The following is a 21,408-nucleotide window of genomic DNA, read 5'->3' as shown; positions in this document are numbered from 1 at the left end:
ACAATATTTCGTATACGTAATAAAGAATCTCATGGTATAATGTAGTATAAAATACCAGTTAAATAGGAGAAAAGAATTATGTCTTTGTCAGCGTATATTATTGAAAATGAGAAGGTGTTTAAAGGAGCTCAGGACATTAAATATTTATTTATGCCTGCAAGCAAACCTTCTAAACATTTAATTGTTGTGTTTTCTGGTTTCAATGGAAAAGAAGAAGAAGGTGTTTTACCTTACTATAACTATGTAAAATATCTTAAAGATATAGATTGCCATCGCTTATTTATCCTTGATCAATGCTTAGGACACCCTTGCTATTATTTAGGTCATAATAAGAAGCTTGACTATGAAGTATCTGTTGCATCACTTATTTATTTGATTTCGAATGAATACAAGATTATGAGAAAAAATATTATGACGGCCGGATCTAGTAAAGGTGGAAGTGCGGCGGTGTACTTTGCGTTAAAGTATGATTTTGGTCACGTAATTGCCGGTGGCTTTCAATTTAAAGTAGGGGAGTACCTGTACACAACAAAGCGTTATACAAGGCAGACCGTTTTAAAAGTTATTACCGGCGGAAATACTTCAGGTCATAGAGATTATTTAGACCGAATCTATGTGGATCTTGTAGAGAAAGGTACATATACAACGAATATCAATGTGCACGTAGGAAGCGGCGACTCTCATTACGAAAAGCATATTAAGCCTTTTATTGAAATTTTACAAAAGCGAAACATTCCATATAATCTCGATGTACAAGACTACAGTGAACACGGAAAAGTCGGAGTCTATTTCTCTCAATATTTAATTGATCAAGTTTCGAATATAACAGGTCAGCTTGTGATTAAAGAAGCCGCGATTACCAATGAAAATCAGATGATTTCGGTATCATGCAGTGTGCCGCAAGACTCTAAAGAGCCGGTACACTTTGCGTATTATGTATTTAAACAAGGACAAGCGGATCCTGTAAAAAAAGTATCTTATTCTCCTAGGGCAAAGTTACGTTACAAAGTAGAACATCCAGGGAAATACAGCGTTAAAGTATTTGTGAAAAAAGGCGATCAAAAAGTAGCAAAACGCACGCCTGTAATAGAAGTATAAGTAACGAAAAAAGCAGCTTATGAAATAATCATAAGCTGCTTTTTAGTGTATTGCTTATTCTGCTTTAAATGGAACTGAAATCTTTGCACTTTCTAGCTTTTTGCTGCTTGTGCGGGTCAAAAGCACATTGCCTTTATTCTTTCCAAGCTGCTTAACAGATATTTTAACGTAATAAGTAGTAGCTGGTTTTGACGTTACAATCAGTTTGTTTTGGCTGTTATATACTTTAACAACATCACCTGTATATAAAGACTTAACGGTAATAACATCGTCTTTGTTGCGGTTATTTTCGATGGTTACTCTGCTAGCGGAAAGACTAGATGAAGTAACTGGTTCAGCTGCATAAGAAACAGCCGTTTTTCCGCTTTCAAGTTTGTTAGGTGTAAGGCGAGTAAGATAAACTGTTCCTTTTCCTGTACCAAGCTGTTTAACAGAAATGACAACAGAATCTTTTGCGGCAGCACCCGACGTAGCAATAAGCGTTCCTTTTGCGTCATATACTTTTACTTTGTCGCCTTTAGTAAGTGATTTAACTGTGATTGTATCGTTTTTTCCTTTGTTATTTACAATGGTTGTTTGCTGAGCTGAAACAGAAGACGACACAGCTGGTTCAGCTGCAAAAGAAGCTGATACCGTAGCGCTTTCTGCTTTATTGGGGCTGATGCGAGATACTAAAATCGTACCTTTCCCTGTACCAAGCTGTTTAATAGCTACTTTTGTATAATTCGTTGTTGCAGGTTTAGAAGTAGCAAGCAAAGTGCCTTTTGAATTGTACACTTTAATAACGTCACCTTTTGTGATCGAACGCACGGTTACAATATCATCTTTATTGTAGTTGTTTTCAACAGAAATACGTGATGAAGACAGTTTGCCAGAGGCAGGAAGTTTTTGAAACACTGGATTACCGAATAGAATATTTTGAGTTCCTTTTGCTCCTGCTTTTGAATCCACAGTAATCTTAAAATATTTAGTGCGAGCTGGGATTTGTAATGCTAAATTTTCAATGTTTGTTGACTTTTTAATTGTTTTCGCAAATATTTGCTTATTGTCTGCAAATATTTTTACTACGGATGAACCGTGATCACCCTGTACGGACTCGTAGTCAAGAGATAACTTGGCTTTAAACACATTTACGTCTGTATCACTAATATTATATTGAGCATAAGACGGGTCATAGGTTATGCCTTTTAACAGAATACTGCTGCTTCCTAAAGATCCGTTTGCATAATGCGTTACATAATCTGAAGAAGTGGGTTCATCTTCAAGCAGCATGTATGAGTCGTCTGCTCCGATACTTTGAGGAGACGTTGTGTATGGGACCGAAACAAATGCAGAACCAACGGTTTTAAACACAGGTTGGTTAAAGGTAACAGAGTGAGTTCCTTTTGCTCCTTTTAATTGCTGAGCAACAATTTTAATTTGTGAAGTATTTTTAGGGATATTGACTTTCACTGGCTGAACCGGAGTCTTAGACGACAATTCTTTTTCGTAGAGAAGATAAGAATCAGCATAAATGCCAACAACTGTTTTGCCATAATCCCCAGTGACATTATTCGAGTCAAGCGATACTGAAGTTTCGAACACATTATAGCCTGTATCATTTACATTGTAGGCTGCATAAGCACTTCCACTGTCGTAACTGTGCAGCTGGAAGCCTTTTGTAATAATATTTCCATTAATGTCTCGGAACGTTTTAGTGTCGCCTGTTATGTAGTAGTACTCGCTGTCAGAAGATCCAATACTTAAAGCCGAATGATATTGCGTGTCACCTACGTTTAAGAAAGAACCTGTTTTGATGAATTTTGCATCTTGAATAACAACTAAATGAGTACCTTTGCTGCCATCTAACTGCATAATCACAATAGAGAATGTTTTTGTGTTTTTTGGTAACGCTACGTCGTAGCTCTGTGACGAACTTGTTCGATTCATTTGCTTTTCGTAAACTAAGCGATCATCTGCGTAAAAACCTACAGCTGTTTTTCCATAATCCCCTTGCAAGTAGCGGCTGTCTAACGTTACTTTCCCTTGAATATGAGTATAATTCTGGTCTTCTACATCGTATGAAACATACGATTCATCACCAGCACTATAAGTTTTTAACCCGAATCCATTTGACACATTTTTGCCAGCGCTATCTTTAAAAGCTTCATCGTTCCAATCCGTGTAATAACCAGTAGAATCAGAAGGATCTAAGGATGTTAAGAAAGGACTTGAACTGGCGGCACTTGCCTGATGAGGAAGAGCTAAGCCCATAAACAGTGCAAATAGTGCAATGAACCCTAACCATTTTTGTGTTTTCATACTAAAGTCTCCTTAAATTAAAATATTTTACCATTTAAATATTTTAATTGACCTAAAAGAGCATAGCAATTTGTTTTGTTCGACATTTTGTGACAAAAGGTTTATTTTTGTAGATTTCTTATAAGAGTTATGACTTATGAAAGAAGAAGGAGGATAAGAGTACTTTTTACTAGTTTTGAAAACTAAAAAACGAAGTAAAGGGTAGACATGGAGAACAGTACAAAAAGGTAAAGATAACTTATGCATAAGGAATTTGAGTACTTATATAAAGTTTATTACATATAAAAAGATCTCTAGATTTTAGAGATCTTTTTGTATCTGTATAGTAAAAATAAAAATAGCGCCCCACCAAATGAATCGATAGCCACATCGATAATTCGCCCGTCACGTCCAATAATAAAAGCTTGATGCAGTTCGTCTAAAAAAGCAAAACAAGCGAGTAAAACCCACGCTTTTACATATCTCCAAGAACTTTTTTTCAAATTCCAGTAAATTAATAGGGCTAATAAGCCGAAAAAAGAAATATGAGCAATTTTACGCAAAATAAATTCTAAATTAAAGCCATAGGAGTATGAAGTGTAAAAAGGGCTGCCAGGATGTAGCACAGACCAAAGAGTAGCTTTATGATTCCAGACTGAAGCATTGCTCCATGAGTTTGGGTCCGTCACTTGAAGATGAGGCGTGTGGGAAAAATGGGAAATAGCAAGTATCATCGCAACAACACAAATTCTTTTTAATATCATACAAAAAATTCCTTTTGTTTTTAGATTTATCTTCATATCGTAAGAGAAAAGCAGTGAAAATGCAAGAAATATTCATGTGTCTCTCTCTATATAAATCCTCTTCTAAAATATTTTCATATAGAAATATCAATTATTTCAAGTATAGATGACAAAAGTTCTAACACATTACTAAATTTAGAAGAATATGAGACTATCAGCATTTAACGACATAAAAAGGTCTTTTGAAGCGAAAATATTATCTTTTCATTCAAAAACCTTGTTATATCGCAAATTTCGACAAAAAAATTCATCCCTCTTTTCCTATTTTTGTGATAACATTAATTTTGCGATTGCTTCATAAGTTATAGGTCTAATGACTGTTAATAAAATCTTATAGAAATAATTGAGAATAGATAAGATAAATGAACTATAAAAAATCATCGTAGATAAAGTATCGAAGCCTTAGAAACTTGTTGAAATTAAAGACAAGTTTTTAATTTTTATCTAGTGAAGGATGAATATTCAAGAAAAGTCATATAAAGCGCAATATGTATGGTGATGTCTCCTCAGCCACTATCAAAGGAGGCACTCGGCCGCACTGTGGGTAGAAAACTACCTTAGACACGTTTGTTGTCAGGAGTGTGGTGTGAGGTGGGGTTAAATGCCCCTATTAATTTATAAGCATTAACGAATGCGCTGCAGCTACAGCTGCAGCGCATTCGTAAGTGCTTACAAAAAATATATATAAATAGGAAGAAACGGGGAGTGAGTGACGATGAAAAAAATAAAAAAAGCTATTATTCCAGCTGCTGGACTGGGCACGCGGTTTTTACCCGCAATGAAAGCAATGCCAAAAGAAATGCTTCCAATCGTTGATAAACCAACTATTCAATATATCGTTGAAGAAGCGGTTCAATCGGGTATTGAAGACATCATCATCGTAACGGGCAAAGGAAAACGCGCGATCGAAGATCATTTTGATTATGCTCCAGAACTTGAAAATAATTTAGTCGAAAAAGAAAAATTTGATATTTTAGAAAAAGTGCGTCAATCCTCAAATGTTGATATTCACTATATCCGTCAAAAAGAGCCAAAAGGATTAGGTCATGCCGTATGGTGTGCTCGTAACTTTATCGGCGATGAGCCATTTGCGGTATTGTTAGGCGATGATATTGTCCAAGCAGAAACACCTTGTCTTCGTCAGTTGATGAATGAATATGAACAAACGCTTTCGTCGGTAATAGGCGTGCAAACGGTTCCTGATAATCAAACGCATCGCTACGGCATCGTAGATCCAATTTCAAACGACGGCCGTCGTCACCAAGTGAATACATTCGTAGAAAAACCAGCGGCAGGTACAGCTCCTTCAAATCTAGCAATTATGGGACGCTACGTGTTCACTCCTGAAATTTTCAAATTTTTAGAAGAACAAGAAGTCGGAGCCGGTGGTGAAATTCAATTAACAGATGCTATTCAAAAGCTAAACGAAATTCAGCGTGTGTTTGCGTATGACTTTGAAGGCAAGCGTTATGATGTAGGGGAGAAGCTAGGATTTATTCAGACAACCATTGAATTTGCTCTCCAACATGACGATTTACGTGAAAATCTTTTAACAATTATGGAAGATTTATTAAAAAAAGAAACAAAGAAACCGGTAGAAATAGAGTAGAATAGAAGGAGTGAGTTGCGTTGCCATCAGTTGCTGAACCTAAAACGGAAACTTCTATTCAACAAACACAAGTTGTGCAAAAGCAAGTTCAGCCTAATAATCAAGCCGGGTACCTTTTGGCGAAGAGATGTATAGATATAGCAGGAGCACTCGTTGGTTTACTTGTTTTGTTTGTTGTTTTTCTTATTATTGGTCTTTTAATAAAACTCGAAGACCCTAAAGGTTCAATTTTCTTTTCTCAAAAAAGAGTGGGGAAAAATGGTGAAGAATTTCATATGTACAAATTTCGTTCCATGGTTTCAGATGCCGAAGCAAAATTAGCTGCATTACTTGAACAAAATGAAGCTACGGGCGCGATGTTTAAAATGAAAAACGATCCTCGTATCACGAAGATAGGGAGGTTCATCAGGAAGACTAGTATTGATGAACTTCCTCAGTTAATCAACGTCTTAAAAGGCGATATGAGTCTAGTAGGTCCACGACCGCCGCTTGTAAGAGAAGTAAACGAGTATACAGAATATCAAATGCAAAGATTGCTTGTCACTCCTGGCTGTACAGGACTTTGGCAAGTAAGTGGAAGAAGCAACGTAGGGTTTGAAGAAATGGTCGAATTAGACTTAACATACATAACAACACGTTCACTAACGGCCGATATTAAAATTATATGCCGAACTATTTTTATGCTGTTTGGCTCGAAAAATGCTTATTAAATCAAGGAAAGCTGGTGTCTTAAAATGAACAAAAATTCAAAAATTTATGTAGCTGGCCACAGAGGGCTTGTCGGTTCAGCTATCGTACGAAAACTGCAAGAAAAAGGCTATAGCAATCTAGTGTATCGTACAAGCGCTGAGCTAGATTTACGAGATAAGTCGCAAGTAGACGCATTTTTTGCTGAAGAAAAGCCTGAATTTGTTTTCTTAGCAGCAGCTAAAGTAGGCGGTATTGTGGCAAACAATACATATCCAGCGGAATTTATTCACGATAACCTATTGATTCAATCAAATATCATTGACGCGGCGTACCGAAATAATGTAGAGAAACTATTATTCTTAGGAAGTACATGTATTTATCCAAAATTAGCGCCTCAGCCATTAAAAGAAGAATACTTACTAACAGGTGCGCTTGAACCAACAAACGAACCGTATGCGATTGCTAAAATTGCCGGTATTAAAATGTGTGAATCGTATAACCGTCAGTACGGCACAAAGTACATCTCAGCAATGCCTACTAACCTTTACGGTCCAAACGATAACTTTGACCTTCATACATCACACGTTCTTCCTGCACTGCTTCGTAAGTTCCATGAAGCGAAAGAAAGCAATTCACCGTTTGTGGAAATGTGGGGAACAGGTACACCAAAACGTGAATTTCTATATTCAGATGACCTAGCAGATGCGTGCGTATTCTTAATGAATACATATGAAGGCAATGAAATCGTTAATATTGGTGTGGGAGAAGATATTACGATTAAAGAGCTTGGCGAAAAGGTAAAAGCAGTTGTTGGTTATGAAGGAGAAATTCAATTCGATACCTCAAAACCAGACGGAACGCCTCGTAAACTAGTAGACGTAACAAAGCTGAACGGTCTTGGCTGGAAAGCAGAAACTGTTCTAGAAGACGGTCTTCAAAAAGCGTATCAATGGTTCTTAGATAACGAACTGGCTACAGCAAAATAATTAAAAACTTTTAATTAACCAAAATCATAAAATAACAGTTGATATATATGGAGGATACGATGAAAACAGCATTAATCACGGGTGTAACAGGACAAGACGGATCATACTTAGCAGAATTTTTACTAGAAAAAGGTTACGAAGTGCACGGATTAATTCGCCGCAGCTCTTCTTATAACCAAGAGCGCCTAGAAGATCTTTTAACAGAAGAAGCAGCAAGCGCATTATTAAATAACTCAAACTTCCATCTTCATTATGGTGACGTAACAGATGCATTAAACGTAACGCGAATCATTGGTGACATTCAGCCAGATGAAATTTATAACCTAGCAGCACAATCACACGTACGCGTGTCTTTTGATATGCCTGGATATACATTAGATGTTGATGCAAAAGGTACGTTAAACATTCTTGAAGCTGTACGTATTTTAGGATTAACTGACAAAACACGCGTGTACCAAGCTTCTACATCTGAGCTGTATGGAAAAGTTCAAGAAGTACCACAAAAAGAAACAACGCCTTTCTACCCGCGTTCTCCGTACGGCGTAGCAAAAATTTACGGCTTCTGGATTACAAAGAACTACCGTGAATCTTACAACATGTTTGCAGTAAATGGTATTTTATTTAACCATGAATCAGAACGCCGCGGTGAAACGTTCGTAACGCGTAAAATCACACTTGCTGCTTCACGTATTGCACAAGGTAAACAACAAAAATTAACACTAGGAAACTTAGATTCTCTACGCGACTGGGGTTATGCTAAAGACTATGTAGAATGCATGTGGTTAATTCTTCAACATGACAAGCCAGAAGATTTCGTTATTGCAACAGGTGAGATGCACTCAGTGCGTGAATTTGTACAGCTTGCTTTCAAGCACACGGGCATTGAAATTGAGTGGAGCGGTGAAGAGTTAGAAGAAAAAGGAACAAACAAAGCAACAGGTGAAGTGATCGTCGAAATCGATCCTAAATTCTTCCGACCTGCAGAAGTGGATCAATTGTTAGGTGATCCGACTAAAGCGAAGACGTTATTAAACTGGAATCCGACGAAGACTTCGTTTGAAGAGTTAGTTCGTATTATGGTTGAAGCGGATATGAAGAAGGTTGAGAGTGAAGAAAAGATTAAGGTAATGTTTGATTAATTTTTTAATTAGAATTAATGATTGGTTAAATTTGATATATGGCTGTTAGAAGGAGCTAACTTCTTTCTGTTTGAATGTACTCATTACATAAAAATAGGAGAGAAGTGCTCTTTTTGACGTTTTGGAATATCGGGATAAAAAGCTTGAGAAATCAAAGATAGTTTATAAATAATATAATATAGAGGCTAGTAAAGAGGGGTCTTTGTTAAGGCAAGTAAGTGTAGCCTCAGGCAGATAGGAAAGAGATATTCTATGATTGAAAAGGTGAAAACTGATAAGAAAAAACTATTAATATACGCACATTATTATATTCCAGATGTAGCTTCGACCGGTCAGATCCTAAGAGAGTTAGCGGAAGGAATGATTGATGAGTTTGATATAACTATAGTCTGTGTAGTTCCATCTTATACAGGAAAAGTTGCTGACGAATATAAAAAGAAAATGTTTTACAAAGAAGAAATTAACGGCGTAAAGGTTATTCGAATCCGTGTACCGGAATTTTCTAAGAGCAATAAACTAAGCAGAGTTAAAAATATTCTTTCCTATTTTATTGGAGCTATGATCGCTACCTTTAAAGTTGGAAAAATGGACTACGTATATTCTATTTCTCAGCCACCTATTTTAGGAGGCCTGCTCGGTGTTTGGGGTAAATGGATGAAGCGGGCTAAGTACATTTACAATATCCAAGACTTTAACCCGGAACAGACAATGGCTGTTGGATATAGTAAAAACAAGCTGGTACTAAAAGCTATGATGATGTTTGATAAGTTCAGTTGTAGACAAGCGGATAAGGTCATTGTGGTTGGGCGCGATATGGTTGAAACATTAAAAGGTAGATTTAAAGGAAGAAAAGTACCTAATCATACATTTATTAATAACTGGATCGATGAGAAAGAAATTTATCCTTTGCCAGCAAATCATGAAAAAGTGGTAGCTTTCAAAGAAAAGTATGGTTTGCAGAATAAGTTTATTATCATGTATTCAGGTAATCTAGGACTTTATTATGACCTTGAAAACTTGATGAATGTTATAGAAAAGTTTAAAGATAGAGACGATGTAGTTTTTGCTTTTATAGGAGAAGGCACTATTCGAGAGAGCTTAGTTCAATACAAAGAGAAAAATAATCTTCAAAATGTCCGATTTATTCCTTATCAAGATAAAGCAGATTTAATTTATAGTTTAAATGCTGGTGATGTCCACTGGTGCTTAAATGCTAAAGGAATTAAAGGAGTATCAGTACCGAGTAAGTTGTATGGAATTATTGCTGCTGGAAAACCAATATTGGGTGCCCTAGAGAGAGGATCTGAGGCACGATTAATTATAGAAGAGACGCAGTGCGGGTATGTAACTGAACCAGGGAATTATGCAGAAATTGAGGGTGTGATTGAAAAAATCCTCAAAGATCGAGGTACTTATACACTAACTAAAATGAGTGAGTCCGGAAGATCATATCTAATTAGAAACTTAACTAAAGATGTTTCTATTAACAAATATAAAGAAAAAATACTTAAATGTTAATGTTTATTAAAGAGGTAGTATTATGAAGCTTTCAAAAGATACGTACTTTGATAAGTTTAGTATAAAGGTCACTCTAATCTCATTTATTATGTCAATATTTGTAATATACATCCATGCAAATAATCTAGCATACTACGGTATAGAGAATGATTTTAATTCTATGGCTTATAAAATAGAGCAGGTAGTTGGAAGTGGTATAGGTGGGATAGCCGTACCATTTTTTTTTATGATGGCAGGATATTGGTTTTTTAGGTTTGATTTGGATAAAGTGAATATATCTCAAATTATTTCTACTAAGTTAAAGAAGAAGATATTTACTTTGTTAATTCCCTATGTGTTGTGGAATTCTTTTGGCATGATTTTTTATATGTTAGTTCCAAGGATTCCTATTTTTGGGGGATTTATGAATGGTGAAGCAGTGGAAATCAACATGGAGAATACTATAAACGGTATTTTTTTACATGCTAATTATTTTACTTTTTGGTATTTACGAGACTTGATATTACTAACATTTCTAACCCCCTTCTTTGCTATAGTCCTTAAAAGTAAAAAGGTTAGTATCGTTATTCTTATTGCCTTTTCTTTAATTGAGATGTTGGGGGTTGATTTGATTGTTTTCAATACAAAATCTTCATTATTTTTTTTCTTTAGTGGATGTTTTATTTCAACATTTTATAGAGATATATTCGAAAGAACTCAAAATAATAAGGTGGGTATAATTTCTTTCTTAATCTTTATTTTATTAATAGTTATTCGACTTTTAGATATTCGAATTTTTTCGGAAATTATGTACATGATATCTCCTCTATTTTTATGGTTTGCATTTGATGTATTACAAAATATAAAGAAAATAAGAATACAAAATCAGCTATCTTGGTTTAAGCACCAAAGTTTTTTTATATATGCAGTACATATTATTCCAGTTACTATAATAGGGAAGGTTTTTTTGAAAGTCAGAAATACCAATAATAGTCAAGTCTGGATAATAGCAAGTTATGTACTTGTTCCTATTATCACGCTATTAGTAATCTATTTTGTGGCTAAGTTTCTAAACAGATATTGTAAAAGATTTTATAAATTGATATGTGGAAATCGGGGATGAAAGGAAAACAGATAATTAAATGAATAGTAATTGGTTTAAGGTATTTATGAAAATGTCTAAAGTAAGATATGGAAAAAAGCTAGTATTAGAGGGTGTTCCGATTATTGTAAATAGGTCAGGGATAAAGCTTACAATTGGAGAAAATGTAACAATTAAATCATCTCTTTTGTCAAACCTTGTAGGCCTATATTCAAGAGCAATTATTGTTACTCGAACTTCAGAGGCCGAAATAAGTATTGGAAACAATGTTGGTATTTCTGGTGCAACGATTTATGCTAGAAGATCAATTACTATTGGAGACAATACACTGATAGGTGGAAATGCAAAAATCTTGGATAATGACTTTCATCCAATTGAAGTAGAAGCCAGAAATGCAGATATTAAAGAGAAAATCATTACTAAGCCAATTGTTATTGGGAAAAATTGCTTCATTGGTTGTAATGCATTAATCTTAAAGGGAACAGTTCTTGGAGATGGTTGCGTAGTAGGAGCGGGGGCTGTGGTTTCAGGAAAATTCGAAGAAAATAGTGTTATTGTGGGGAATCCTGCAAGGGTAATCAAGAAACTTTAAAAGAGATTTGCATCAACTATCTTTTATAAAATTTTTATAAAAGATAGTTGATGCAAACTTATTAACTGATAAGTAGGAGATAGAATGATAGATTTAACAGTAGTCATACTTACAAAGAATGAAGAAAAGAATTTAAGAAAATGTATAGAGTCTTTTCAGGGTATTGCTAAAAGGTTTGTAATCGTGGATAGTTTTAGCACAGATGAGACAAAAAGCCTTTGTGAAATCTTAGACTTAGAACTTAAACAATTTGGTAGTAAACTGGATTTTTATCAAAATAAATGGATAGATTACGCTACTCAGCTTAACTGGGGGCTGGCTCATACCGATATTAAAACTGAATGGACAATGCGTATGGATGCTGACGAAGAATTAATGGTAGATTTAGTTGAAGAAATATCTAGGAAACTACCTGAGGTTAAACAGGACGTTAACGGTATTATCCTTCGAAGACGAGTATATTTCATGGGTCGTTGGATTAAGCATGGTGGCAGATATCCAGAATTACTGCTTCGGGTTTTTCGAACTGGGAAAGCTACATGTGAGCAAAAAATCATGGATGAACATATGATTTTACATGAGGGGCGGACAGTAGAGTTTAAGAATGATTTGATTGATAATAATACTAAGGATTTGGAATGGTGGACAAATAAGCATAACTGGTATAGCAATCGTGAAGTACTAGATTATCAAACTAACCTTGACAATGAATTGAAAGAAGCAACACTACTAGGGAAGGGAAAGTCTTCGAAACAAGCTAAAGTCAAGAGAAAAGTTAAGAATAATGGATATTATAAATTGCCAAAGTTTTTTAGAGCGCATTTATATTTTGTTTATAGATACTATATAAAGCTAGGCTTTCTGGATGGTCCAGAAGGAAAGATATTCCACTTTTTGCAAGCCTACTGGTACAGGTTTTTAGTAGATGCTAAAGTATATGAGTGTGAGAAATTTAATAAAAAAATGGGTCAACAAGGTGATTTAAAGCAATAATATGTAAGGAAGGAGAAGAAAAGTCATGACGAACGGCAAAAAAAACATTTTAATTATTATGGGGAGATATTTGCCGGGCTATAAAGATGGTGGGCCTGTTCGGTCAATTAAAAACCTTGTTGATTTCTTAGGTGAAGAATACAATTTTATGATTCTTACTTGCGATCGAGATCATGGTGATGACAATCCATACAGCAATATAAAAGTTAATAGTTGGAATAAGGTTGGTAATGCAAAGGTTTATTATGTTCCACCTAAAGGATTTACGTTTTCAGTAATTAATAGACTTGCAAAGCAATCAGATCTTTTATATGTCTGTGGTTGCTTTAGTGATTACGCAATTAATACACTAGTATTAAAACGATTGGGTTTAATTAGTCCACCGGTAGTAGTAGCATCCATGGGATTATTTTCACCTATGGGATTTAAGCTTAAATATAAGAAAAAGAAGTTTTTTACGACAATGTTCAACATTACGGGAATGTTTAAAAATATATATTGGTCAGCTACTTCTAGTATGGAAATTAAAGAGATTAATCAACAGGTTAAAACTTTTAACAACTACTTTATTGCAGAAGATCTCCCGAGAAAAGTAAGAAATGTTCCTGTGTTAAAGAATAAAGAAATGAAAAAGTTAAAAGTTGTCTGGATATCTCGTATAGCTCCTAACAAAAACTTAATAGGTACCATTCAAATATTGCAGCGTGTGAAAAGCGATATTGATTTTACAATTTATGGACCGATTCAAGCAGAAAAATATTGGGATGAATGCCAATACGAGTTGAAAAAACTCCCTCAAAATATTACTTGGAATTACGCAGGGGATATAGAGTCAGAAGATGTGATAGACACTTTGAAGAATTATCATTTATTCTTGTTTCCAACACTTGGTGAAAACTATGGCCATGTTATTCATGAAGCATTATCTGCTGGATGTGTAGTAGCTCTTTCTGATCAAACACCTTGGCAGGGTTTGGAGAAATTTGGTGTGGGACATGTCTATCCCTTAGATTCTACTGAGAAGTTTGTCTGTGTGGTCGAAAGATACGCAGCTATGAGTAATAAAGACTTTCAGATTGTAGCAGATAAAGCTTTAGCCTATGCAATAGAGAATAGTAATGAAAAGGTAAAGTATACCGGATACAGAACAATATTTAATAGATTGTAAATAATTTATCAATGAGGAGCAGCAAATGAAGGTTTTGTTCACAACAAATATTCCCTCTCCATATAGGGTTGATTTTTTTAATGAATTAGGAAGATATTGTGATTTGACAGTTTTATTTGAGAGTAAAATAGATAAAAGCAGGGATAGAAATTGGATTGCAGATAAATTCTCAAACTTTAAAGCTATTTTTATGAAGGGGATCAAGATAGGAGAAGCAGATGCTTTTTGCCCTGAGATTATTAAGTTCCTTTCTTTAAAGAAGTTTGATGTAATTGTCATTGGAGCCTACCATACTCCATCTGGTATGTTAGCAATTCAATATATGAAAATAAAGAACATCCCATTTATTCTTAATACTGATGGTGGGATTAAGAAAGAGGATAGTGGTATTAAGCATAAAGTTAAAGAAAACTTTATTAGTGCTGCAAGTGGATGGCTCAGTACTGGTCGAGTGACTAGCGACTATCTTGAGAATTATGGAGCAAAGAAGGATAAGATTTATGTTTATCCTTTTACATCTATAAAGAAAGTAGACATATTAGAAAAACCCTTGAGTTTAGATGGGAAAATAAAAATAAGAGAGAAGTTAAACATTCGGGAAGATAAGATGATTTTATCCGTTGGTCAGTTCGTACATAGAAAAGGCTTTGACGTTCTTCTTAAAGCTGGTAATAAAATTGATAGAAATGTTGGTATTTATATAGTTGGCGGTAAACCAACAGCTGAATATATTAAAATGCAAAAGGACATGAATCTAACCAATGTTCATTTTATAGATTTTATGCAAAAGGATGAATTATCTAACTATTTCAAAGCGGCAGATTTATTTGTTCTACCAACTAGAGAAGATATTTGGGGGTTGGTTATCAATGAAGCTATGGCTTATGGTTTACCTGTAATTACAACTAAAAAATGTGTTGCTGGTATAGAAATGGTTGAGGATTATACGGGTAATTTAGTTGAAGTAGATGACGCAAATAGTTTAGCAGAAGAAATTGAGAAAGTTCTTAATGATAAAAAAGTTACTAATCCAGAAAAATGTATTGAAATTGCTAAACAGTATTCTATAGAAAATATGGCAAAAAGACACTATAGTATCTTCACAAAGTTTCTTAATAGTTGAGGTGAAACAATTATGAATATCTTATTATGCGGTACATGTTTACCGCCACAATATGAAACTAAAATAAAAGATTTATCTGCAGCAGGTAATAAATATCAAATTAACCTGTTCAAAAATCTAAAGCTACTTGGTAATGTTAAAATTTTATCATATATTAATATAGATGTTGCTAACCTTCATGAAGATATTATGCAGGATTGTAAAGCTTTTTCTATAGATTGTGTTTTTGCAAATGGAAATTTAGCTCAAGGGATAATGGAGTATAAAAAGAAACTAAAAAAACACTTAGAATGGGCAGATGTTATATTAACTTATAACGTCTTATATCCATGGTTTGGCTTAGGCACCCTCGCGAAAAAAAAAGATAAAAAATCTGTAGCTATTATTGCAGATTTTACACCTCCCGAAGAATATAAAAATTTATCCAGAAAAGTTTACGCTTTTCTCATGGCTAAACAGTTTAGAAAATATCAAAAGGTAGTTATGTTGTCTTCAGGAGTTTCTAAATATTTGAGTTCTCATAACGAATTAGTTACCGTTAATGGATGTATTGATTTCGAAAAGTTTAAAGATTTTACTATGACACCAGAAGGTAGCAGTTATAACTTAGCATACTCGGGATTGCTATCAACGGTCACAGGAGTCGACTTGCTAATAGATGCTTTTAAGTTAATTCCTAATCCGAATGTCCGTTTATATATCAGTGGTAAAGGCGATTTAGAGCAATATGTAATAGAAGCCGCAAAGCAAGATAGAAGAATTATTTATAAGGGTTTTTTGGAGGAAAAAGAATATTATAAAATGCTTAACTCTGCACATGTGTTAATTAATCCTAGAAATATGCATCTTCTTCAAAATCAAACAAACTTCCCTTCCAAAGTTCTGGAGTACCTGGCTGCAGGAAAAACAATCGTTTCAACTCGATTTAATGGTTATGAAAAATATGAAGAGAATATGTATTTTACTGAATCTGAAGCAGAAAAACTGGCTGAATGTATACTGGATGTAATAAAAAACTATAGTGACATCGCTGAGAGAGTATACAACATAAATCGTAATAAAGCAAAAACGTTAACGTGGGAGAATCAAATTAAATTGTTTATATAGGTTAGACTTATTTATATTACAGTCTTTTTATACTCATTTACATTTTCGAAATAAAAGGAGAAGATTAATGAGCTATATAAATTAAAATTAAATCCTACAATTAGGAATGAAAGTGGAGTATAGAAGAATGATAACTACTACAATTATAGTTGGCTTTGGGATCTTCCTTATAAATTTATTATTATATAAAAATACACTTAACCCCTTAAGTGTATACACACTCTTTTTTACTATTTGTACAGGATTAGCTTCATTAAGGTTGAGAGGAGAATTTGAGGCTTCTAGTTTAATTTATGGTCTTATACTAATAAGCATAAGTTCTTTCTTTGTAGCTTATGTTATTTCATATGCGATAACGAAGGTAAAGCACGAATCGGGAGAACTTGATGAACGACCAATAAATTATAAAATTCTATACTTTATGGCGATAATTTCTTTAGCATATACAGGTATTAAGTTTTATCAATCTATTCCGATGTATATGTCAGGAATGAGTATCGGGACAGTGAGAGGAGAATTATTAACGGAATCATCTAATGCTATCGAAAATTTTCTTGATTCTATTTTGAATTCAGGTATAAGACTAGCGTTAATATTCATTGTTGTTGTTGAAACTTTTTTTGGGAAAAGAAAAGATATAAAACTAATTTTGCTTGTAGGTTTTAATGTACTAATGTTTACTTTTACTAATGGTGGAAGGCTGATATTATATGATACTTTGGTAATCTTTCTTGCTTGTTTTTTATATTGGAAGAAAGTAAACAAAGTAACTATCAAAAGTTTAAAGAAGTACATTTTTCCTGGTACTATATCTGTAGGTAGCATTATTTATTTAATTATTTATTTAACTTCAGAAAGACAAAGTGATATGGCCTTTTGGGAAGCACTGTATTCAATATTTACTTGCTTTTTGCCATTAATGAATCAGACAATTACTATGTTAGAACACACGCATGATTTAACACTTGGGACGACTTTCTTTAGTGGATTTTTAATTCCAATTAATACTCTTTTTGACTTTTTGAATTTTCCTCGTATAGCTGATACAAATATAATTAATAAGTATGATGTAGCTTTTTTCCATATTGGTGGAGGGAATTATGCAAATGCATATACGTCTCATATTTTTTATTTCTATTTAGATGGAAGAATACCAGGAGTAATCTTAGGAAATATTTTATTTGCTACATTTGCAGCAATAGTTTTTAAATATTTAAAATATAGCCCTAATAAAAGAATAATTGCTTTGTATCTGTTCGTAGTTTATCTAATATTTCGAACTATAGTTAGATGGCAACTGGCACAACCATCCTCCGTAGTTGCGCTTATTATACTTTTTTTAATTTTCAAAAGTAAAAAAAGTACATATAAAATTAAATAGTGTTTAGCGAATTAAGAGGTGAAGGTATGAAAATTTTCAAAAAGATAAAAAAAGTAATGGATTTAAAAATAAATGCTAAGAGAAATCAATCTAAATTAGGTTCTCTTTTGCATGTGAATAACTTACAATTTGCGGGAAACAACATTGTTTATAAAGGCTGTAAACTAAATAATGTTTACTTAGGGAGATACTCTTATATTGGAGGAAAAAGTAAGCTTTTTAATACTAGCATTGGAGCATACACTTCAATAGGTTCTGATGTAAGAGTTGTTATAGGCCAACACCCTACAAAAAGATTTGTGTCCACTCACCCTATATTTTATTCTGAAAAAAATGATTTTGGAACAGATTTTGTAAAGCAGCAATCTTTTGAAGAATATAAGTATGCAGATGAGAAGCATAAGTTTTCTGTTGTTATAGGAAATGATGTTTGGATAGGTGAAAACGTTACGATTTTAGAGGGTGTTACAATAGGGGATGGTGCAGTTATAGCAACTGGTGCAGTAATTACAAAGGATGTATCACCTTATGCAGTAGTAGGTGGAGTACCAGCGAAACTAATAAGATATCGTTTTTCAGATAGTGAAATAGAATATTTACTAAATTTAAAGTGGTGGGACAAAGATTTTAAATGGATAAAACAGCACACTCCTGAATTTTTGGACATAAATATTTTAATTGATAAAAATGAGATTTAAGACAGGTAGGCGTATATCGATGGGGAATTTAGGAATTGTGGTAATAGGATATAATCGTTTAAATAATTTAGAGCGAATTTTAAATAGGCTGAATAAATGTTATTATGGCAAGGACAAAGTGACATTAATTATTAGCTTGGATAATAGTGGTATGAAATCATTGGCGGAATTTGCAAAGAAATTCAAATGGTTACATGGGGAAAAATATATAAAAACTTTTCCGGAGAGATTAGGTTTAAGAAAACATGTTTTTACATGTGGAAATTATTTAAATGAATTTGATTTAGAGGCTATCTCTGTTTTCGAAGATGATATTTTTCCAAGTAGTGGATTTTATAATTATATGAAACAATCTATAAAATATTACAAGGATGATGACCGAATTGCTGGTATCTCTTTATACAAACATATGTGGAATGTGAATGCTAATGCACCTTTTGAGACTTTATATAACAGTGATTCAGATGTTTATTTTATGCAATTTGCCCAATCATGGGGGCAGATTTGGATGCGTAAACAATGGAATGATTTTTATCAGTGGTACTTGAAGAATGATACTTTTATTGATAACTATTTAATTCCAGAAACTGTTTCAAATTGGCCGGAAACTTCGTGGTTAAAATATCATGTAAAGTACTGTATTGAAAATGAAAAGTTCTTTGTATATCCTTATCATTCACTTACCACATGCTTCAGTGAGGAAGGAGAGCATGCAGTTGCAAAATCTACAACATTTCAAGTTCCACTAGAACAATCATTCAAAAAGGCTTATAAATTTCAACCACTAGACAAAAATGCGGTTGCTTATGATGCATTTTTTGAATCATTAAATATATCAAATTCTCTTAAAGTAGATAATGGTAATTTAATAGTTGATTTGTATGGAACAAAAAGAAAATTTCTTCGAGGGAGTTATGTGTTGTCTACGAGAACTTTAAATGAACCCATAATTAAAACCTATGGTTTAGAGTTAAAGCCAATGGAAATGAATGTCTCTTATGATATAGAAGGACATAATATTTTCTTATATCATATTTCATCTGATAGGTTGCAAAATAGGAATGAAAGTGAATTGCTAAAGTGGATATATTTTCACCGTACTCTTCCTAACTGGAAAACTCTTCTCCAAATTGTTAAATTTAAAATAAAATTTCTAACGAAATTAATTACAAAGAAAGGGATTTTAACTAAAATTAAATTTTAGTTTATTTATATAATTGGCACTGTTGCGAAAATTCGTTGTTTTATTGCAAGGATATAGATACTATCTAAAACAGCTGAAAATATATCAATATACCAATTTAATATATTCTAGATGATATCAATGTCAAGAATCACAAAAGAATTTAGAAGAGATAGAATTTGATTTTGGTGAGTTTCGCTAGCTTGTTTTATAAGAAGTACGTGTTAACCGACTATGTGTTATATTCTTAATATTTGTTGCAATTGATCTTTCTGTCAAGAAAGTAAAGAGAATACAGTAGTGTAATATTAGTACTTAGATGAGTAGTAGTTTTGTTGAATACCAACATAGTAAGGTTGTTGATTTAAATGATGAAATTAAAAATTAATAAAGTATTACCGTCGTTTGTTATACAGAAACTAGAAGGACGTCTTAACTTAAAAAAAGTTATCACTAATACAAGTTGGTTATTTCTTGAACGTATTTTGAGAATGGGAGTAGCATTAATTGTAGGGGTTTGGGTTGCCCGTTATTTAGGTCCGCATCAATTTGGAATTTTAAGTTATGCACAGGCTATGGTTGCTTTAGCTTCACCAATTGCAAGCTTGGGATTAGATAATATTGTTGTGCGGAATATTATACGTAATATTAAAGATAGAGATAAAATATTAGGTACGGCATTTATGATGAAATTAATAGCTAGTACTCTTTCTATTATAGGAGTTATTATAATTACTTTTATGCTAAGACCATCCGATTTGGTTACCACAACTCTAGTAGCTATAACATCCATGGGGGTGATATTACAATCTGTAGACGTTATAGATTATTGGTTTCAATCGCAAGTTCAGTCGAAATTTGTTTCAATATCTAGAAGTACAAGTTACATTATTAGTTCTATATTAAAGATTATACTGATAGTATTAAATGCAGACTTAATATATTTCGCAGTTGCTACCGCTGTTGAGTGTTTAGTCTCGGCGATATTATTATTAGTAATGTATAAAAAGCAGAAATTAGCAGTACTTAAATGGAAACTCGATTTGAATATTATGAAAGACTTGCTAAAGGATAGCTGGCCACTTATTCTATCAGGAATGACTATTATTATCTATATGAAAGTCGATCAAATTATGCTAGGTAATATTTTAAATGATGAAGCTGTAGGGATATTTACAGCTGCTACTAGATTGTCAGAGTGTTGGTACTTTATACCAACTATATTGATGGTTTCTTTTGCACCTACTATTTCAGAATCATTTAATAAAAGAGATTATATTAATTACTATAAAAAAATACAAACATTAATGAATATACTTGCTTCTATTGCTATCGTTATAAGCATACCTGTTACTTTTGTTGCACCGATAGTCATTAGAATCTTATATGGAGATGGTTATACAGAATCAGCAACCGTTTTATCAATCCATATATGGGCGTCTATATTTGTATTTTTAGGTGTTGCTCGTAATCCATATTTAATTAATGAAAACCTCACAAAATTTTCGTTTGCATCAACAGCTCTAGGTGGAATTGTAAATATTATTTTGAATATGCTACTTATCCCTAACTATGGAGCAATTGGTGCATCATTTACAACTTTGATTTCTCAGGCAATTGCGTCCTATTTTGCTAATGCACTTTACCCTAAGGTTCGTCCTGTGTTTAAAATGCAAACTAAAGCAATAATTAGTCCTTTTCTAATGGTATATAGTTACACTAAACAAATTAAAGAAAGTGATTATGTAAGAAAAACATAAATAAAAATATACATGAATATAAGAGAGCCGAGTTCTTTTCCAAAGAATAGTTTTTTTGTTAAAGGTTAATTTATTAAATCATAAGGTAGATTATTTTACGATTATGATAACGATAAAAAAGTTATATTCATGAAGAATGTTGACTAGAGGGGCAGTAAATTTAGCTTTTATTAAGTAAGCTCGTTAAAATTTATTTATA

Annotated in this window: 18 protein-coding genes; 16 read left to right on the top strand and 2 right to left on the bottom strand. The window is 33.3% G+C overall.

Annotation, left to right across the window (positions count from 1 at the left end; all coding sequences use genetic code 11):
- Nucleotides 1-78: 78 nt before the first annotated feature.
- Nucleotides 79-1,098, top strand: coding sequence for a hypothetical protein (locus ACFX40_RS03385; RefSeq protein ID WP_377254109.1), 1,020 nt, complete (start codon nt 79-81; stop codon nt 1,096-1,098).
- Between the two features lie 54 nt (nt 1,099-1,152).
- On the opposite strand, the gene ACFX40_RS03380 is transcribed toward ACFX40_RS03385, so the two are convergent.
- Nucleotides 1,153-3,399: an NPCBM/NEW2 domain-containing protein gene (locus tag ACFX40_RS03380; RefSeq protein ID WP_377254107.1), complete on the bottom strand. Its 2,247-nt coding sequence runs from the start codon at nt 3,397-3,399 to the stop codon at nt 1,153-1,155.
- Between the two features lie 293 nt (nt 3,400-3,692).
- Nucleotides 3,693-4,142 (bottom strand): VanZ family protein, encoded by a 450-nt coding sequence (locus ACFX40_RS03375; protein WP_377254105.1) that lies wholly within the window; start codon nt 4,140-4,142, stop codon nt 3,693-3,695.
- A gap of 754 nt (nt 4,143-4,896) precedes the next feature.
- Between ACFX40_RS03375 and galU the strand changes: the two genes are divergently transcribed.
- From galU to ACFX40_RS03300, 15 genes are all read left to right on the top strand, one after another.
- Nucleotides 4,897-5,790, top strand: a complete 894-nt coding sequence (gene galU, locus ACFX40_RS03370; protein ID WP_377254103.1) for a UTP--glucose-1-phosphate uridylyltransferase GalU — start codon at nt 4,897-4,899, stop codon at nt 5,788-5,790.
- Nucleotides 5,791-5,846: 56 nt separating this feature from the next.
- A complete protein-coding gene (locus ACFX40_RS03365; protein WP_377254450.1) occupies nt 5,847-6,500 on the top strand; it encodes a sugar transferase in 654 nt (217 codons plus the stop codon).
- 24 nt (nt 6,501-6,524) lie between these two features.
- Nucleotides 6,525-7,466 (top strand): GDP-L-fucose synthase, encoded by a 942-nt coding sequence (gene fcl, locus ACFX40_RS03360; protein ID WP_377254101.1) that lies wholly within the window; start codon nt 6,525-6,527, stop codon nt 7,464-7,466.
- A 59-nt stretch (nt 7,467-7,525) separates the two neighbouring features.
- Nucleotides 7,526-8,605, top strand: a complete 1,080-nt coding sequence (gene gmd, locus ACFX40_RS03355) for a GDP-mannose 4,6-dehydratase (RefSeq protein WP_377254099.1) — start codon at nt 7,526-7,528, stop codon at nt 8,603-8,605.
- Between the two features lie 252 nt (nt 8,606-8,857).
- Nucleotides 8,858-10,123, top strand: a complete 1,266-nt coding sequence (locus tag ACFX40_RS03350) for a glycosyltransferase family 4 protein (protein WP_377254097.1) — start codon at nt 8,858-8,860, stop codon at nt 10,121-10,123.
- 22 nt (nt 10,124-10,145) lie between these two features.
- Entirely contained in the window at nt 10,146-11,225 is a 1,080-nt protein-coding gene (locus ACFX40_RS03345; protein WP_377254095.1) for an acyltransferase family protein, read from the top strand.
- Nucleotides 11,226-11,277: 52 nt separating this feature from the next.
- A complete protein-coding gene (locus tag ACFX40_RS03340; RefSeq protein WP_377254093.1) occupies nt 11,278-11,796 on the top strand; it encodes an acyltransferase in 519 nt (172 codons plus the stop codon).
- An 84-nt stretch (nt 11,797-11,880) separates the two neighbouring features.
- Complete coding sequence (locus ACFX40_RS03335) at nt 11,881-12,789, top strand: glycosyltransferase family 2 protein (RefSeq protein WP_377254091.1); 909 nt, start codon at nt 11,881-11,883, stop codon at nt 12,787-12,789.
- A 25-nt stretch (nt 12,790-12,814) separates the two neighbouring features.
- Nucleotides 12,815-13,957 carry a glycosyltransferase gene (locus tag ACFX40_RS03330; RefSeq protein WP_377254089.1) on the top strand — a complete coding sequence of 381 codons (1,143 nt, stop codon included), beginning with the start codon at nt 12,815-12,817 and terminating at the stop codon, nt 13,955-13,957.
- 25 nt (nt 13,958-13,982) lie between these two features.
- Nucleotides 13,983-15,080, top strand: coding sequence for a glycosyltransferase family 4 protein (locus tag ACFX40_RS03325; RefSeq protein WP_377254087.1), 1,098 nt, complete (start codon nt 13,983-13,985; stop codon nt 15,078-15,080).
- Nucleotides 15,081-15,092: 12 nt separating this feature from the next.
- On the top strand, nt 15,093-16,187 hold the full coding sequence (locus ACFX40_RS03320) for a glycosyltransferase family 4 protein (RefSeq protein WP_377254085.1): 1,095 nt from the start codon (nt 15,093-15,095) through the stop codon (nt 16,185-16,187).
- Between the two features lie 127 nt (nt 16,188-16,314).
- Nucleotides 16,315-17,568 (top strand): O-antigen polymerase, encoded by a 1,254-nt coding sequence (locus tag ACFX40_RS03315; protein ID WP_377254083.1) that lies wholly within the window; start codon nt 16,315-16,317, stop codon nt 17,566-17,568.
- Nucleotides 17,569-17,594: 26 nt separating this feature from the next.
- Nucleotides 17,595-18,266 carry a CatB-related O-acetyltransferase gene (locus tag ACFX40_RS03310; protein WP_377254081.1) on the top strand — a complete coding sequence of 224 codons (672 nt, stop codon included), beginning with the start codon at nt 17,595-17,597 and terminating at the stop codon, nt 18,264-18,266.
- A gap of 19 nt (nt 18,267-18,285) precedes the next feature.
- The gene (locus tag ACFX40_RS03305; RefSeq protein ID WP_377254079.1) at nt 18,286-19,470 is read left to right on the top strand and encodes a glycosyltransferase family protein; all 1,185 of its coding nucleotides are present in this window, start codon (nt 18,286-18,288) and stop codon (nt 19,468-19,470) included.
- A gap of 347 nt (nt 19,471-19,817) precedes the next feature.
- Nucleotides 19,818-21,209: a flippase gene (locus ACFX40_RS03300; RefSeq protein ID WP_377254077.1), complete on the top strand. Its 1,392-nt coding sequence runs from the start codon at nt 19,818-19,820 to the stop codon at nt 21,207-21,209.
- Nucleotides 21,210-21,408: the final 199 nt, after the last annotated feature.

Origin of the sequence: Priestia sp. YIM B13552 (assembly GCF_042787775.1) — a bacterium.
Lineage (GTDB): Bacteria > Bacillota > Bacilli > Bacillales > Bacillaceae_H > Priestia > Priestia megaterium_E.
Note: the sequence above shows the minus strand (reverse complement) of the source record. Positions and strands in the feature narration are given on the sequence as shown.

Bases quoted from the DNA above. Each gene is read 5' to 3' on its own strand.
- fcl (WP_377254101.1), top strand. From the start codon at position 6,525: ATGAACAAAAATTCAAAAATTTATGTAGCTGGCCACAGAGGGCTTGTC.
- ACFX40_RS03320 (WP_377254085.1), top strand. From the start codon at position 15,093: ATGAATATCTTATTATGCGGTACATGTTTACCGCCACAATATGAAACT.
- ACFX40_RS03340 (WP_377254093.1), top strand. From the start codon at position 11,278: ATGTCTAAAGTAAGATATGGAAAAAAGCTAGTATTAGAGGGTGTTCCG.
- ACFX40_RS03385 (WP_377254109.1), top strand. From the start codon at position 79: ATGTCTTTGTCAGCGTATATTATTGAAAATGAGAAGGTGTTTAAAGGA.
- ACFX40_RS03345 (WP_377254095.1), top strand. From the start codon at position 10,146: ATGAAGCTTTCAAAAGATACGTACTTTGATAAGTTTAGTATAAAGGTC.
- ACFX40_RS03375 (WP_377254105.1), bottom strand. From the start codon at position 4,142: ATGATATTAAAAAGAATTTGTGTTGTTGCGATGATACTTGCTATTTCC.
- galU (WP_377254103.1), top strand. From the start codon at position 4,897: ATGAAAAAAATAAAAAAAGCTATTATTCCAGCTGCTGGACTGGGCACG.
- ACFX40_RS03315 (WP_377254083.1), top strand. From the start codon at position 16,315: ATGATAACTACTACAATTATAGTTGGCTTTGGGATCTTCCTTATAAAT.
- ACFX40_RS03325 (WP_377254087.1), top strand. From the start codon at position 13,983: ATGAAGGTTTTGTTCACAACAAATATTCCCTCTCCATATAGGGTTGAT.
- ACFX40_RS03380 (WP_377254107.1), bottom strand. From the start codon at position 3,399: ATGAAAACACAAAAATGGTTAGGGTTCATTGCACTATTTGCACTGTTT.
- gmd (WP_377254099.1), top strand. From the start codon at position 7,526: ATGAAAACAGCATTAATCACGGGTGTAACAGGACAAGACGGATCATAC.
- ACFX40_RS03330 (WP_377254089.1), top strand. From the start codon at position 12,815: ATGACGAACGGCAAAAAAAACATTTTAATTATTATGGGGAGATATTTG.
- ACFX40_RS03305 (WP_377254079.1), top strand. From the start codon at position 18,286: ATGGGGAATTTAGGAATTGTGGTAATAGGATATAATCGTTTAAATAAT.
- ACFX40_RS03350 (WP_377254097.1), top strand. From the start codon at position 8,858: ATGATTGAAAAGGTGAAAACTGATAAGAAAAAACTATTAATATACGCA.
- ACFX40_RS03310 (WP_377254081.1), top strand. From the start codon at position 17,595: ATGAAAATTTTCAAAAAGATAAAAAAAGTAATGGATTTAAAAATAAAT.
- ACFX40_RS03335 (WP_377254091.1), top strand. From the start codon at position 11,881: ATGATAGATTTAACAGTAGTCATACTTACAAAGAATGAAGAAAAGAAT.
- ACFX40_RS03300 (WP_377254077.1), top strand. From the start codon at position 19,818: ATGATGAAATTAAAAATTAATAAAGTATTACCGTCGTTTGTTATACAG.